Here is a 15838-nt window from a genome sequence, read left to right as displayed (position 1 = left end):
TGGGTGTTAATTGGGGACGGTTCTATTGCTTCCAACCTACACGATTACGGCAGTACCTGACTCCGGTTATACATTTGCCGGGTGGACCGGGGATCACTCCGGAAGCAGCAGCAGATCAGCAACCATCACAATGGACGTGGATAGAAGTGTGACGGCTTTATTTGAAACTGAATACGAGAATGATTAAGGTGTAGAGGTTGTCTCTTGGAGGCAGCCTCTTTTTTTTCACCAAAGCCTGTGGCTTTTCGCGGCCATTGATGACCTCGCACTAAGGAAAGAAATGCTTTGGATACACCACTATTGCAAATAACCTTAAAGCCCCTTGATCCCTTCAAGGTACGGGTCTGAATCCTGCTAAGGATCTTGTGACGAAGAATATTCAGAATTTTGTTGACATTAATATAAAATCAGGTATAAACTTAATGTAATCGATTACGTAATCGATTACTTGAAACTAAATCAGAAAATGAGGGCGCTTACATGGTGAACGCAAGTATGAAGGATGTTGCTATTAAAGCCAAGGTATCCACGGCAACGGTGTCTCATGTGATTAACGAGACGCGGTACGTGGCAGAGGAGACGAAAAAGAAAGTCTATGCAGCCATGAGAGAGCTGGATTACCAGCCCAACTCCGTAGCTAGAAGTCTCAGAAGCCGGAAAACAAATATTATCGGTCTGCTCGTGCCCCTTGTGGCATCAGATACGTCAAACTTTTTCTTTATGTCCATTGCGAATGGGATTGAACAGGTGTTAAAAGAAAACGGTTACAATCTCATTTTGAGTAACAGTGGCGAGGATCTTGAAGTGGAGCAGAATCAGATCAAAGTGTTTAATACGCAGTTCATTGATGGGCTTATTGTGGCGCCGGTGGACTCGAAGGAGCATGACTACAGAGAAAACCTCCACGGTACATATCCAACCGTCTTTATTGACCGGGAGCCAAAGGAGCGTGTCGGTGATACGGTACTGATTGACAGTGGCGCCGGTACCTACGATGGGATCACTCTTTTAATTGAAAAAGGACACCACCGCATCGGCTATATAACAGGACCACTTGGAATTACAACCAGTGATGAACGACTGGCAGCATACCGCCGGGCGTTTAGAGATAATGGTCTTGCCCTGGATGCAGCGTTGATTAAAGAAGGGAAAGCCACATTTGAGACCGGAGAAGAACTCACAGAAGAATTGGTGAAAGAAGGGGTCACGGCCATTTTCGTAGCCAATAACGTCATGACAATGGGAGCGGTTAGGTACCTGCAGGATCAAAAAGTTAAGATTCCGGACGATGTCGCCATTATTGGGTTCGATGACTACGACTGGCTGCGGATTACTTCCCCACCGTTATCAGTTGTTAAACAGCCGTCCTATGAACTTGGAAGAGCTGCGGTGGAATTTCTGATCGATCGGATTAATGGAAATGAAGAGCCTTATCGTTTGCACCGTTTACCGTCTGAACTGGTGATCAGAGGATCATGCTAATCAGCATGATTATCTTCTCAGGGTTTACGTAATCGATTACGTAAACAAAAACATGAAGTAGAGGGAGGGGTATGATGAAACCAGGTTTATCAAAAGAGTCCAACTCGATGCCGACCCCGGCTCCAATATTGACAAGGGGAATTGAAAAACCCCCTAAGTATCGGAAAAACTGGTGGAAGTTGATAAAACAGAATTGGGAGTTGTATTTGTTTTTACTGCCGACGCTTGTGTACTTTCTTATCTTCCACTATTGGCCTATGTACGGGGTACAGATTGCGTTTCGGAACTTTTCTCCGGCACTTGGAATTAGCGGGAGTGAATGGGTTGGATTAGAGCATTTCATTCGTTTCTTTGAATCATACAATTTCTGGACTTTAATGTATAACACCTTATCACTGAGTGTGTTGCAGTTGTTAATTACATTCCCGCTGCCAATTGTTGTGGCACTCATGCTCAATCAATTGATCTTTAAGCGGTACAAAAAATTTGTCCAGACCATCATTTATGCACCTCATTTCATTTCCGTTGTTGTTCTTGTCGGAATGGTGTATGTATTCTTTTCCAATAACGGTCTGATCAACAATTTTCTTATGATTTTTGGCTTGGATAGCATCAACTTCCTGGCCGATGCGAACTGGTTTAAACCACTGTATGTCGGTTCAAGCGTATGGCAGGAAACCGGCTGGGCAGCAATCATTTATCTGGCAGCCCTCGCTGCGGTCAATCCGGAACTGCACGAAGCGGCCATTGTGGACGGAGCGAGTAAGTTCCAACGAGTCCTTCATATCGATATTCCGGCGATCCTGCCGATCATGATTATCCTACTCGTTCTTTCAGTCGGAAACATCATGAACATTGGTTTCGAAAAAGCTTACTTACTGCAGACACCACTCAATCAGAGCTCGTCTGAAATTATACCGACATACGTGTATAAGGTCGGACTGCAGCAGGCTCAGTACAGCTTCGCGGCTGCCGTGGGACTCTTTAATGCCATGATCAACTTGATCCTGCTCTGGTATGTCAACCGGATTGCCAAGCGTATCTCAGGACAGGGACTATGGTAGGGGAGGAGTGAAACGATGGATTTGTCATCTATAAACCGATCAAAACAAGATAAGATATTCGATTTTTTCAACATTGCCCTGCTTACTCTCCTTTTAATTGCGGTTATGTATCCGCTCTATTTTGTCATTATTGCGTCGATCAGTAATCCGGACCGTATTTTTGCAGGAGATGTATGGTTGTTTCCGCGGGACATTACGTTTGAGGGGTACATCCGGATTTTTCAGGACGGTAAGATCTGGACGGGGTATAAAAACACCATCATATACACCACGCTTGGGACTGCACTTAATATTGCTCTCACGTTGACAGCCGCCTATGCATTATCTCGAAAGGACTTTTACGGACGCACGTTCTTCATGGTTATGTTCGTATTCACGATGTTCTTTTCCGGTGGTCTGATTCCAACTTATTTGGTCGTAAAAGACCTTGGGATGGTCAACACGATGTGGGCACTGATCATTCCGAAAGCTGTGGCAGTGTGGAACATCATTGTAGCCCGGACGTTTTTTCAGGCAACGATTCCTAATGAAATGCATGAAGCGGCAAAAGTGGATGGCTGTTCGAACACAAAGTTCTTCCTCAAGATCGTTCTGCCGCTGTCTAAACCGATTATTGCCGTTATGGTTCTGTTTTACGCAGTGAGTCACTGGAACTCGTACTTTGACGCTCTGATTTATCTGAATGATGAGAGTCTTTACCCGCTTCAGATGGTACTACGTAACATTCTGATTCAGAACGAGGCGGCGGCCACGATGGTTGGCGATCTCGATTCATTTGCTGCCCAGCAGCGGATCGCTGAACTTATTAAATACGGGGTCATCATCGTCGGGAGTCTTCCCCTTCTCATTGTATACCCGTTCATCCAGAAGTATTTTGTTCAGGGAGTCATGATTGGCGGGATCAAAGGATAATGGCTGTTTGATGTTTTGATTTGGTTATTCCACCGATGAGCGTTATTTTACCTCGCTGGTGTTAGCAAGATAAATTCTTAAGGGGGTTTGCAAGGTGAAGAGAAACGTTTCGAAAGCATGGTTAGGGTTATCTGCAGGGATTGTGGCACTTGGGTTGACAGCCTGCTCCGATGAGAGCAGCGGGGAAGAGAAGGAGTCAGCGGAGTTCAATTCAGAAGGGCTTCCCATAGTAGAAGAAGACGGGTTTACGCTTGAATTTGTGTCACCAAAAGCACCACTGGCACCGGACTTTGATGAGATGGTGATTTTTGACTGGCTGGAGGAAGACACAAACATCACCATCGACTGGACCAATATTCCGGCTGATGCCTATGAGGAGCGGAAGAATCTCATGCTTGCCGGCGGTGAGCTGCCTGATGCCTTTTATAATGCGTCGTTTTCTGATAACGACTTGGTGACATACGGGCAAAATGGGACGATAATTCCACTTGAGGATCTAATTGAAGAATATGCACCAAATTTATCGGCACGAATGGAAGAACGTCCGGAACTAAGAAGTGTTGTAACAGCGCCGGACGGACACATTTACTCCCTGCCATCAGCAGAGGAAGCAGGAATTGGGGACTTCCCGAACTTTTTGTCCATCAATACGAAATGGCTGGATGAACTAGGTCTGGATATGCCAGAAACACTTGACGAATATGGTGATGTGCTACGTGCATTCCGTGATGAGGATCCAAACAATACCGGTAAGGATGACACGATCCCACTGAGCTTTATGTACAACTTCTGGACCGGGAACATGGGGGATCTATACGCGTCATTTGGTGTGCCAAACAATCCGGATTACCGGATTGTAAGAGACGGTGAAGTTCTTTTTACAGCCGTGCAGCCTGAGTTTAAAGAAGCGACAGCCTACTTCCACGAGTGGGTAGAAGAAGGTCTCATTGACGAAGAATCGTTCACGCACGATGTGAGTCAGTATTTTGCAAAAGGAAAAACAGAAGATGCCCGCCTCGGTTCTTATATCTGGTGGGAAACAGAAGAAATTGTCGGACCTGACAGAGCAGGGGACTATGCCCTTCTCGGACCGCTTGAAGGGCCGAATGGTCATCACATGGTCGGACGTGCGAACGCTTCTGACATGGGGCGCGGCGCATTTGTCATTACATCTGCCAATGAAAACCCTGAAATTACGATGCGTTGGGTAGACCAGCTGTACGATCCGGAAATGTCCGCCCAGATCAACTGGGGCCCGGAAGACGATGTGTTTGAGCGTGACGAAAACGGCACTCTTGTATGGGCGGAACTTGAAGAGGGTGTTTCCATGGGTGAATACCGCCAGCTAGTGGCACCAAACGGTCCGTCTGTGATCCTGGCAGAGCATTTCGGAACGGTGGTGGAGATGGATCCTCGTGCCAAGCAACGTCTCCTTGATATTCAAGAGTACTACGAGCCGTACGCGGTAGATGAAAAGTATCCAAACATTTTCTTTGAACCTGAAGAGCTTCAGCGGATCAACCGTCTTCAAACAGACATTATGAACGTGGTGGAAGAGAGACAGGCGCTCTGGCTTATGAATGGCGGGGTTGAGGAAGAGTGGGACGATTTTGTAGCCCAGCTCAACCAGATGGGACTTGAAGAGCTTATGCAGATTTATCAAGACGGCTACGATCGCTTTTATGAGAACCAGTAGAGCAGTCTGAGTTTGGGGGCCGGATGAATATGACCGGCCCCAAATTATATAAACAGAAGAAGGTGATGGTGATGGGGTTTCTCGATTCAAAGCTCTACCAATTTCTTGAACATATCGCGAATTTTTTCTTTCTTAACCTGGTCTGGATTGTTTGCTGCCTTCCTTTAGTGACGGCATTTCCTGCCACGACAGCGATGTTTGGCGTTCTTCGGGACTGGCATAAGAACGATAACAGGGCTGTGGTCGTACCCTTCTTGCGGTATTTCAGGAGAAACCTTAAAACAAGTATGGTGGTGTCGCTGCTATGGACAGCTGGGTTTGCCGTTGTTTACGTAAATATGCGCATTATCGACCCTTTTGCATCCTTATTTGAGTTTGTTCTTATGGCGCTCATCGGCCTTGTTATCATTGGCTTCGTGTTTACGACAGTGTATTTATTTCCGGTTCTTGTTCACTTTGAGCTGCCGTTCCGGTTCAAAGTCAGAAATGCTTTTTTCATTTCGGTGAGCCAGCTTCCGTATACTCTTTTGGGAAGTGCGGTTATGCTTTTTACTGCTTATTTTGTTTACCATTGGCCGGTGCTTTTACTCTTTATAGGTACATTGAGCGGTTATCTCATGTACTTGATTTGCTACAAGGCGTTTGAAAAGATCGGAGCAGCGTATGAGTATGAAGCACAACTTGCTGGAAAGGCGTGAGGAGATGGGAAAGCAGAATGGAATGTTAGCACGATGGCGGTTTGAAGAAGGTAATGAGCGTTATGTCACAGATGAGATAAAAGGTCTCAAAGACAAACTTTCCTATGTTTTTCATGATGCTCGGTTTCAGCCGGATCGTGTCTGTAAACGAAGAAAAGGCATTCACGGACAGGCGCTTTGGTTTGATGGTTTTTCTACGTTTATCACGCGTGAAAAAGAGCAGATCGCTCTTCCGGCAGAAGGCTTTACCCTATCAGCCTGGGTGGCACCGAGCTCTTTTGGAGGTATTGAAGACGAGCGGCTTTCCGCAATTGTAAATCAACAGAACCGGGCTCGTGGAACGGGGTTTATTCTGGGGTTCCATAAACACGGACGATTAGGTTTTCACGTGGGGCTCAACACCGGATGGCAGGAGTTGACCTGTGAACGAACCTTTCTAAAGAAAAACGAATGGTCGATGGTTACAGCGGTCTTTGACGGGGCTCTGGGAGAGATCAAGATTTTAGTAAACGGACAGACAGCGGAAAGAAAACATGTGCTGCAGGGAGCAACATTGAAGCTCGCAGATGTGGATTTATACATCGGAAAGAATAACGATCCTTTTATGGTGGAAAACACGTTTTCCTTAAACATGTTCAGTGGATTGATGGATGAGGTGGCGATCTACGATTCGGCATTATCAAATGAAGATGTTGCGGATCTTTACCAGGAATATCTTCCCGCAGGGAGACACCCGGTGCTGGAAAAAGAAACGATTGCGATTCAGCGCGACGAATTCACGAATGATGTCCACCGTCCCCGTTTTCACGCATCGCCTCCGGGGCACTGGATGAACGAACCTCATGCGCCGTTTTATTATGAAGGAAAATACCACCTGTTTTATCAGCACAACCCACAAGGCCCATATTGGGGGAACATTCACTGGGGTCATTGGGTAAGTGACGATTTAATTCACTGGGAGGACGCCCCTGTGGCACTGGCGCCTGAACTTGGGGCGGTGGATCCTGACGGTACATGGTCAGGTTGTGCTCATATGGATGAAAATGGAGAGCCGGTGCTGTTTTTTACGGCAGGCAATCATCAAAAACTGCCAAACCAGATGGTGGCTCTGGCGAACCCGGTGGACGTTGCCGATCCGACACTCGCAGAGTGGAACAAGCGGGATGAGCCGGATCTGGTCCAGCCGGAAGGGTACGATTTATATGATGATGGGTTTCGTGATCCTTTTGTTTGGAAAGAGGGCGGAACGTGGTTTCAGCTAGTGGCCTCGGGTATTAACGAAAGAGGGGGCACGGCTCTTCTATTCAGCTCAGAGGATTTAAAGGAATGGGCGTTTCACGGTCCCCTTTACGTGAGTGAATATGAACGTTTCCCTTATCTGGGGATCGTTTGGGAGCTGCCCATTCTCCTTCCACTTGGTAAAGATACAAAGGGGGAGGAAAAGCATGTCTTTATTATCAGCCCTGTAGGTGAAGGTGCGGACGTGGAGGTGTTTTACTGGATCGGAAAGTGGGATCTGGATACGAAACGTTTCCTCCCTGATTTTGAAGAGCCGCGTCTGTTTGATTACGGTGACTTTCATTTTACGGGACCGAGCGCCATGGCGGACCCTGTGAAAAACAGGCTTGTCTTGTTTACGATTGCCCAAGGGGAGCGGCCTATTGAGTATGAATATGCTGCGGGATGGGCACATAACGCAGGGATGCCGGCAGAAATCTTTTTGAATAAGGACAATGATATGGGAATAAGGCCGATCGAAGAGGTGAAATCTCTTCGTGGAAGACAGCTCGTGGATGTACAGGGAATGACCCTTGCTGAGGTGAATCAAAAACTCGAAAGGGTGAAGGGCGATATGCTGGATATTGAGTTGGAAGTTGAGACGGTTGAGTCGCCCGTTGGAATTTATGTCCGGCAGGCTCCAGACCGTAGTGAAGAGACACTGTTTTATTACGACGGTAAACATGAAGCGTTTTATGTAGACCGAAACTCTTCCACTCTTGATGCTTCGGAAAGAACCGTGGGTATTCAAGGAGGAAAAGTGCAGCTTAAAGATGAACTATTCTCTCTTCGTTTGATTCTTGATCGGTCTTTAGCAGAAGCGTATGTCAATGAAAAAAAGAGCCTTACTACAAGAATATATCCGGCACTGCTGGAATCAAAAGGGCTTTCCCTTAAAGGGGATGAGGATGTGTATGTCCGCTCTCTAAAAGTGTGGGAGATGGACGGAATTTACAGGAGTGAGGAGTGTTAGCGTGACGTTGGATGATAAACTAGCCAAAAAAATAGAAAAAGCAACTTACCAGGAGCCTTACCGCCCACATCTTCATTTTACACCCGAAAAGAAGTGGATGAATGATCCAAATGGAATGGTTTTCTACGAAGGGGAGTACCATTTGTTTTACCAGTTTCATCCCGATTCCATGCAATGGGGCCCCATGCACTGGGGGCACGCGGTGAGCAGGGACCTTCTTGAATGGGAGCACCTCCCTGTTGCCCTTGAGCCTGATGAACTGGGAATGATTTTTTCAGGAAGTGCCATAGTGGACTGGCATGATACATCCGGACTTTTCAATGGTGGCCACGGCTTGGTAGCCATTTATACAAGCGCTTCTGAAAGCACTCAGCAGCAGAGTATAGCATACAGCACCGACCGGGGACGCACGTGGGTGAAGTACAATGGCAATCCGGTGATTCCAAATACAGAGCTAAAGGATTTTCGTGACCCGAAAGTGTTCTGGCATCATGAGACGAACAGATGGGTGATGGTGCTTGCTGCTGGGCAGGAAATAATGATCTATTCTTCACCGAACCTGCTAAATTGGACGTATGAAAGCTCATTTGGAAAATGCGAAGGCGCTCACGGCGGTGTCTGGGAATGTCCGGATCTGTTTGCCATAGAGGTAGAAGGAACCAAAGAGTTAAAATGGGTTATGCAGGTGGACATCGGAGACGGTGCTATTGCCGGGGGATCGGGCGGACAGTACTTTGTCGGTGAGTTTGATGGACGGACGTTTGTAACGGAACCGAAAGTAACGGGGACACTTGACGGTGGTAATGCTGTCCGCTGGGTGGATTATGGGAAGGACTTCTACGCGACCCAGTCGTTTTCCGATATGCCCGTAAAAGACGGTCGACGGATATGGATGGCGTGGATGAGCAACTGGCAGTATGCCAATGATGTTCCGACAAGCCCTTGGCGAAGTGCCATGTCACTTCCAAGAGAGGTTTCACTGGTACAGGAGGAACACGTGTATGAGCTGATCCAAAAGCCAGTGGCTGAACTGTTTAACCGCTCCGAAAACATATTTGTAGACCGCACAATAAGTATAGAAGAAGAAAACACGTCAATTATCCCTCAGCCGGATGGCCCTTTTGTGCTTGATTTGATGATGAAAGGTGTTAATGGAGGTGAACCGGAACAGGGGCAGATGGTCGTTACGCTGTTCCAGTCGGACAGAAAAAAAGGCTGTAGTGTCACGGTAGACTTCGAACAAGGAGAGGTGGCTTTTGACCGTGCCGGCATGAAGAACAGTGAGTTTCATGAACATTTCCCGGCAGTTACAACAGCTCCTTTCAGTGCCAAAGCTGGTGCGTTGCACCTTCAACTCGTCGTGGATCGTGGATCTGTAGAAATCTTCATCGATGGGGGACGAAGGACGATGACCAACCTCATTTTGCCGGAACAAGCTGACAGCTATGCCATTACAATTTCCGCATCAGGTAAAAAACCAGAGGTTGACTGCTTGGGGTTTACGATAAAGTCAGTGTGGTAGGTTAGTATTATCTCACTTGGCTCCAATCCGTAACTCCAGTTACACATTCTTCGGGTGGGCCGGCGATCACTCCGAAAGCAACAGATCGGCAACCATCACAATGGGCGGAAACGGAAGTCTAACGGTTATCTTTGAAAGTTGATACAACCTTTTGGGAATAAAATACACACAAAAAAGGAGAAACAGCCAACCTGGCCGTTTCTCCTTTTTCATTAATTTATATTGGCGTAACATCTTATCAATTAAACAAACTCACCAACCAACCTAACAGAATACCTACAACCCCAAAGTCCGAATCTCCAAATGTCGTACCTTCGAATCCAAGCGTACCTAGGACTGGCATGAGTAGGGCTGGTAAGAAGCTGATTAGGATTCCGTTTGTGACGGCTCCTAAGATCGCCCCTCTTCGTCCACCCATAGCGTTTCCGAATACGCCAGCCGCTGCACCTGTGAAGAAGTGAGGCACAAGGCCTGGTACGATGAGAGCTAGACCGAACATCGGTAGGAAGAACATGCTTCCAAGTCCCGCGAGAAAGCTGAAGAAAAATCCGATAATAACAGCGTTTGGTGCGAAAGGAAAGACGATTGGTGCATCCAATGCTGGCTTCGCATTTGGTACGAGCTTGTCGGCAATTCCTTTAAAGGCTGGAACGATTTCAGCAAGTAGCATACGTACCCCGGCAAGAACCACATACACACCGGCAGCAAATGTAATACCCTGCATTAGTGAGAAGACGATGAAGTTCATCCCTTCACTTAGTTCAGTTTCAATGAATGGTGCACCTGCAAAGAGGGCGACGACGATAAACAGAATTGCCATCGTAAGAGATACGGCTACTGACGTATCTCGCAAGAATCCGAGTGACTGAGGTACTTTAATGTCTTCAGTCGTTTTTTCTTTGTTACCAAGGTATTTCCCGATTGTACCTGAAACGAAGTAACCGATAGAGCCGAAGTGACCAAGGGCAATGTCATCGTTTCCTGTAATTTGTCTCATGTACGGCTGCAATAGAGCCGGGAAGAGAGCCATCACAGATCCTAAAATGAAGGAACCAGTAACAATCAACGGAATGCCTGACATGCCACCTGTACTTAAGATAACTGCGATCAAACATGCCATGAAAAGCGTGTGGTGTCCGGTTAAGAAAATATATTTAAGTGGCGTGAGTCTAGCAATGACGATATTGGCTACCATACCGAACAACATAATCATGGCGGTCTCTGTACCGAATGCTTGCTGCGCTACCGCTACAACGGCTTCGTTATTCGGAATAACCCCTCGAATGGCAAACGCCTGCTCGAACATTTGGGAGAAGAAGTCGAGAGACGAGATCAAAACCCCTGCTCCCACTCCCAGAATGACAAAGCCCATGATCGTTTTCAAAGTCCCGGATACGGTATTGGCCACGTCTTTTTTCTGTAAAAGAAGACCGAGTAAAGCGAAGAGACCAACGAGAATGGCCGGTGTACCCAGAATGTCATTCATAATGAGTTCTGCCATGACTTATCCCTCCTGAATGTGAGTTTGTAACGCTTCCTTCAGTTCATTTTGATCTAGCAAGTTTGTAAGGGGAATGATCTTTTTGCTTCCATCGTCCAAGTTCGTAATGATGTCACGAGATCCAATGTAATAATCAGCCGATTCTGTTCGTGCTGTAGCAAGGTCCGTATGTGACACCTCTGCATCAATCCCTAGTTCACTGATTGCCTTCTTCACGTTCATCTCCACCATAAAGCTGCTTCCTAGTCCATTTCCGCATACAACTAATAATTTCATTTCAAATTCCTCCTAAGTGTTTTTGTTTTTTACTCACTATATTGATCAATAATTCCTTGAATCTCGCTAATCTGTGTAGCTGCTCGTAACTTTTCAATGTTGTTTTCCTCAGACAGCATCGTTGATAGTTGTGAAAGTGCCTTAAGGTGTGTCTCGTTATCAACGGCTGCCAAGACGAAGAATAACGATGCTTGGTGACGCTCTTCATCTGAAAACTTCACCGGTTCGTCTACTTTCATGACGCTCATTCCAAGCTTCTCCACCCCGTCTTCAGGTCTTGCGTGTGGGATCGCCACTTGTGGAGCGATAATGACGTATGGGCCAAGCTCCTTGACTTTCTCGATCATGGCAGACACGTAGTTTGGAGTAATGGATTGATTATCGACTAAAGGCTGTGCTGCCCGTTCGATCGCTTCTTCCCACGTCTCTACGCGATCGACAATTTGAATCGCGTTCGATTGGATGATTTCATTTAGCATCGGTTTATACAGCTCCTTTACTTGAAGTGGTTTATTTGAAAGAATATCCTCAATCTCTTTTTGTAACAGTGTCTGATCGTGAATGGTCGCGTGTCTTTCAACGACCCTAAGGATTTCTTTTACATTCGGTTGTGTTGGATTAATTTCTTTCACATGTAGGAGACGATTGACATTCGTCAAAATTCGTTCTTTTTCCGTTTCCGTTAAGACGGCATTCACGTGAAAGGTCGGTACATTTCTATTTTTTAAAGGAATGGTCGTAAAAATAAGGTCTGGATTGATCGTGGCTTCTTCAACAGAGGTGACGACTTCAAAGTCAATCGTTGAAAATAGTCTCTCGAGTTGGGTGCGTAACATTTGAGACGTCCCGATTCCGCTGGAACAAACAATCAAACCTTGTTTCCTCTCAGCCGCCGTTTGGCCCTCTTTTCTCATCCACCCGCCAAAATGCATCGTAATGTAGGCGGTTTCATCTTCGTCAATTGCCTGCCCCACAAAGCGTTCTAAATGAGGAACGACTTTTTTTGTGAGCTGAAAGATATCACTGTACTTTTCCTTAACAGACTCTGTTAATGGATTTCTCGCAGGCAACCGGTATTTCATCCGGTAATAAGCAGGGTAGATGTGAATGAGTAAGTTGTCTTGAACCTCCCTGTAATTTCGAAATTGCATACAGGCATACCGCTGAAAATCCACTACCATGGTACGAACAACCTCGTCCAACCCTTTGATAGTATAATCATTTTGTTCTGAATTAATCCGATGACTGACTAGGAGGATCGTAATGAATGCTAATTCCTCGTCAGGGATGTTGACTTGAAGAGCCTCGCTCAAGTCATGGCTCACACGCTTGGCATCTTCATACAGGGAACTTCGTCTAAGGGAATGAGCTTCTTCAATTGCATCGATGTTCTGACGATTCATCATACGGTGAAGGGAAAAGGTCATGTACCAAATCAATGGATGATAACGGCCTGACTCCCCGTGAGCCCCGGTGTGAGGAAAGTGCTTTTTCATTACCTCTTCAACCAAGTCCATGCGCTGCGAGATCTCAGGACTAGCCTCTTCCCACAAGCTCATCATCTTCTTGAGTACTTCAACGTCCAAGTCTTCGTGAACGGTCGTAATAAACAGTCTTCTAATATCGAATTCTTTTCCCTTAATCTTGTAGCCCTCAGAGCGTGAGGAGGTGAGATCCACTCCATAGTCATTGGCTCGTTCTCGGATCTCCTTTACATCGCTTAAACAAGAGTTCCTGCTGGCACTTGTCGTTTCAATCATGTGTTTCAAAAAAACGTTACTGTTTTTGGTTAACAAGAGAAACGTTGAAATGGCCCTTCGCTCATCCGATGAAAAGTAGTAGTCATAGGACTGGTTCAATGTGAAGTGTTTGGGCAGCTCGTCTTTCGTCGTTTGAGTCAAATAAATCCCAACCTCTTTCACTCGTTGAACCTTATCGAGGTTCTTGTCCACTAACCAATCATCCACTTTGTTCAAGTTGTAATAAACAGTCCGGCGAGAGACCTTTAAATGTTCTCCCAGTTCCTTGGCTGAAACCGGATCGGCTTTCAGTGCAAGAAGGTCTAATAACTGAGCGCTCTTTTGATCTAATATCAATTTCACCCACCACCTTTCCTAACAATGTGCTAGCTAGCTGAATCAAAATCAGGAATACTGTGGAATGACTTAACTCCATGATAAGTAGGATAAACAAAATTCGGAAGTCCGAAACATGAACATGGGTGTGTGCAAAGTTGGACTGAAGGGCCGGGTGGGGGCCAAATGGGGACGGTTCTGCTGCTTCCTTGGCCAAGTGGGGACGGTTCTTTTGCTTCATTTGGCAAGGGAATTAGTGATTTGTAATTCAAGAGAACATGAGTTGGTTGCTTTATTCCACAAGGTTATAAGTAGATCTCGAGGCAAATATTGTTATGTTGTTTTGTTTCTATGAAGGGTGGTAAACGAGTGGGGATAAGCACCAAAGACGATTTAATTAGGATATAAGTCAGTCTACTCCTGCACTTTGGGAGCGAAGAGGTGAAGTTTTTTCGTAGGAGCGGAACAGAAGTGAAAGGAGAGTGTCACGATTTTCTTATTTTCCCTGTTGAGTAGTGAGATATAGTGGGAATAATAAAAGAAAGAGTAACCATGGTTAGGGGGATGGATTGTGCTTATTCAGTGTACACAAAAGTTGTTAAAAGAGATTAAAGTGAAGCCGAGTGAAGTGTCTGAAGAGGAGCGGTTGTATTGTTGGCATGCTAATGTGATGATGATGGGTCGTAGAAAAGCGCTTGTTCTGATGAATGACAGTAGTTCATCGAAATAGGTCATGTTGAACATATCTCTGATCTGTTTGGACCGTTGAGAGGTCGTACTCTGTTTGGTGTCGAAAAACTCATAAATATCATTTGCAGAAACGTAAGGGTGTTCTTCTTGTCAAACAATAAATTAACACTTCCCAATGCATGGATCATGGCTGCCGCCCAAATTTCAATTCTGCCCAAGAGAAAGGGAACCTCTCTTTTACGAGCCATTTTTGAAATGAACTTTTCAATGATGTGATCATATTCATCGTTTAGATATTCTTGACTGAAAAGGCTTGTTAAACGAATTAACTCCTTTTTTCTTTGCTCTGTTTTTTCCTTCTTATCCTTCACAATTAGCCACTCCTTTTGATGGACAGGATTTTGAGATTATACAAAAAATGAAATGATTACGTCTTCTTTACAAGGTGTTTTTTCCGGTTAATTGTAAGATTAATAAAGGTGTTTATCAAGGTGGTGAATTGGGGACAGTTCTGTTGCTTCATTTTGAAGAAAAGAGCAGAAGCGAACTTTTATTTGTCGGTCTTTGTCTTGTTAATTAAACGTTTATTTAAACGGATGACGTTCGACATGGAATGAGGGATTATAGCAGTGGTAGATCATTTTTACGTGCGGATTTGATAAAACGCTTAATAGATTAATAGAAAGGACAATGATGATATACAAATTAACCCTTTGCTACTGACACTACTTACCGATGAGGTGGCTTATTGGCGTACCTACCAGGAAGCTTCGCATTTTTTTAGAAAGAGAAAAGCGATCACTGAGAAGACAGGGAATTGGCTGCGATGGATCTAACGATCATACCGGATGACGTGGAGTCGTTCTATCCATTGGCGGAGATGTTTATGGGCGAGCGGGCGAAGGAGCTTCCGTCGAGAGAGCGGGTGCTGAGTGGGTCTAAGTAGGGACGGTTCTAATGTTTCTCAAGGAAGCGAAAGTACCGTCGCTGCGCTTATGAAAAAAGTACGTAAAATAAGTGCATAAACAGAACGAATGTTCCGTCATTTGTGGTACACTATTTTTAGAATACTCCTCTAGGTTTTCATCGTTAACTCCTCTGTTATTATCTCTGCCCCTGTTGACATTTTCCTTATTGTACGCTTGTTTACGTTTGGTTTTTTATCTATACTTTTATAAAAGCTGAAAAAATGTGAGGAGGTAAGAAAGTGGAGAATAAAAAGTTGGATTTGATTGTAGCAAAGTTAATGGGCATAGAAGGACAACTTGATCAGCATAGCGATCGTTTTGACACGATGGAGAATCGGTTTGGTACGATAGAGAATCGATTCGATACGATGGAGAAGCGATTCGATTGGGTTGAAGAAGAGCTGAAGAGATTTGATGAAATGGAAAAGCGATTTGATGAAATGGAGAAGCGATTTGATACGGTTGAAGATACCTTAGTCAGAGTGGAAGAAAGTCACATTAAGGATATTGAAGCCATTTTGCACCAAATTGACAAGAAGATGGACACGCGCGATTATGACATTCAAGTGTTGAACAAGCGAATGTTTAAAGTGGAAAGTGACATTGAGCGATTAAAAGAGAAATGATGATCCCCTTATTTCCTACATTCCTAAAGCATTAAATCCACCTTTCATCCCCTATGGTCAGCCTCACATTTGAACCA

At 45.3% G+C, this 15838-nt stretch carries 13 protein-coding genes and 1 pseudogene; 10 read left to right on the top strand and 4 right to left on the bottom strand.

Annotated features, from left to right (window positions below; all coding sequences use genetic code 11):
• The first annotated feature begins 25 nt into the window (after nucleotides 1-25).
• The 8 genes from G476_RS23390 to G476_RS22540 all read left to right on the top strand — a co-directional run bounded on the left by G476_RS23390 (nucleotide 26) and on the right by G476_RS22540 (nucleotide 9625).
• Nucleotides 26-187: an InlB B-repeat-containing protein gene (locus tag G476_RS23390; protein ID WP_205620311.1), complete on the top strand. Its 162-nt coding sequence runs from the start codon at nucleotides 26-28 to the stop codon at nucleotides 185-187.
• Between the two features lie 293 nt (nucleotides 188-480).
• Nucleotides 481-1482 carry a LacI family DNA-binding transcriptional regulator gene (locus G476_RS0119010; RefSeq protein WP_035187455.1) on the top strand — a complete coding sequence of 334 codons (1002 nt, stop codon included), beginning with the start codon at nucleotides 481-483 and terminating at the stop codon, nucleotides 1480-1482.
• Nucleotides 1483-1589: 107 nt separating this feature from the next.
• A complete protein-coding gene (locus tag G476_RS0119005; RefSeq protein WP_035187551.1) occupies nucleotides 1590-2546 on the top strand; it encodes an ABC transporter permease in 957 nt (318 codons plus the stop codon).
• Nucleotides 2547-2561: 15 nt separating this feature from the next.
• Nucleotides 2562-3458, top strand: coding sequence for a carbohydrate ABC transporter permease (locus tag G476_RS0119000; protein WP_026691489.1), 897 nt, complete (start codon nucleotides 2562-2564; stop codon nucleotides 3456-3458).
• A gap of 94 nt (nucleotides 3459-3552) precedes the next feature.
• Nucleotides 3553-5154 carry an ABC transporter substrate-binding protein gene (locus G476_RS0118995; protein WP_026691488.1) on the top strand — a complete coding sequence of 534 codons (1602 nt, stop codon included), beginning with the start codon at nucleotides 3553-3555 and terminating at the stop codon, nucleotides 5152-5154.
• Between the two features lie 29 nt (nucleotides 5155-5183).
• Entirely contained in the window at nucleotides 5184-5852 is a 669-nt protein-coding gene (locus G476_RS0118990; protein WP_026691487.1) for a YesL family protein, read from the top strand.
• Nucleotides 5853-5856: 4 nt separating this feature from the next.
• Entirely contained in the window at nucleotides 5857-8103 is a 2247-nt protein-coding gene (locus tag G476_RS0118985; protein WP_051314946.1) for a GH32 C-terminal domain-containing protein, read from the top strand.
• Between the two features lies 1 nt (nucleotide 8104).
• A complete protein-coding gene (locus G476_RS22540) occupies nucleotides 8105-9625 on the top strand; it encodes a glycoside hydrolase family 32 protein (RefSeq protein ID WP_051314945.1) in 1521 nt (506 codons plus the stop codon).
• A gap of 238 nt (nucleotides 9626-9863) precedes the next feature.
• Here G476_RS22540 and G476_RS0118975 read toward each other — a convergent pair whose 3' ends face one another.
• Genes G476_RS0118975 through G476_RS0118965 form a run of 3 tightly spaced genes read right to left on the bottom strand, consistent with a single transcriptional unit; the run spans nucleotide 9864 to nucleotide 13498 of the window.
• Nucleotides 9864-11126 carry a PTS ascorbate transporter subunit IIC gene (locus G476_RS0118975; protein ID WP_026691485.1) on the bottom strand — a complete coding sequence of 421 codons (1263 nt, stop codon included), beginning with the start codon at nucleotides 11124-11126 and terminating at the stop codon, nucleotides 9864-9866.
• Between the two features lie 3 nt (nucleotides 11127-11129).
• Nucleotides 11130-11402, bottom strand: coding sequence for a PTS sugar transporter subunit IIB (locus tag G476_RS0118970; protein ID WP_026691484.1), 273 nt, complete (start codon nucleotides 11400-11402; stop codon nucleotides 11130-11132).
• A gap of 29 nt (nucleotides 11403-11431) precedes the next feature.
• The gene (locus G476_RS0118965; protein WP_026691483.1) at nucleotides 11432-13498 is read right to left on the bottom strand and encodes a BglG family transcription antiterminator; all 2067 of its coding nucleotides are present in this window, start codon (nucleotides 13496-13498) and stop codon (nucleotides 11432-11434) included.
• Nucleotides 13499-14048: 550 nt separating this feature from the next.
• Here G476_RS0118965 and G476_RS23725 point away from each other — a divergent pair.
• Nucleotides 14049-14207 (top strand): DUF6933 domain-containing protein, encoded by a 159-nt coding sequence (locus tag G476_RS23725; protein WP_156906643.1) that lies wholly within the window; start codon nucleotides 14049-14051, stop codon nucleotides 14205-14207.
• 47 nt (nucleotides 14208-14254) lie between these two features.
• Here the strand turns inward: G476_RS23725 and G476_RS22535 are convergent.
• A pseudogene (locus tag G476_RS22535) lies at nucleotides 14255-14538 on the bottom strand (DUF6398 domain-containing protein); the annotation flags it as partial.
• Nucleotides 14539-15374: 836 nt separating this feature from the next.
• Between G476_RS22535 and G476_RS22530 the strand changes: the two are divergent.
• Nucleotides 15375-15761, top strand: coding sequence for a hypothetical protein (locus G476_RS22530; protein ID WP_051314943.1), 387 nt, complete (start codon nucleotides 15375-15377; stop codon nucleotides 15759-15761).
• Nucleotides 15762-15838 lie beyond the last annotated feature (77 nt).

Origin of the sequence: Alteribacter aurantiacus DSM 18675, assembly GCF_000429705.1 — a bacterium.
GTDB classification, from domain to species: domain Bacteria; phylum Bacillota; class Bacilli; order Bacillales; family Salisediminibacteriaceae; genus Alteribacter; species Alteribacter aurantiacus.
This window is presented reverse-complemented; position numbering and strand designations above follow the sequence as displayed.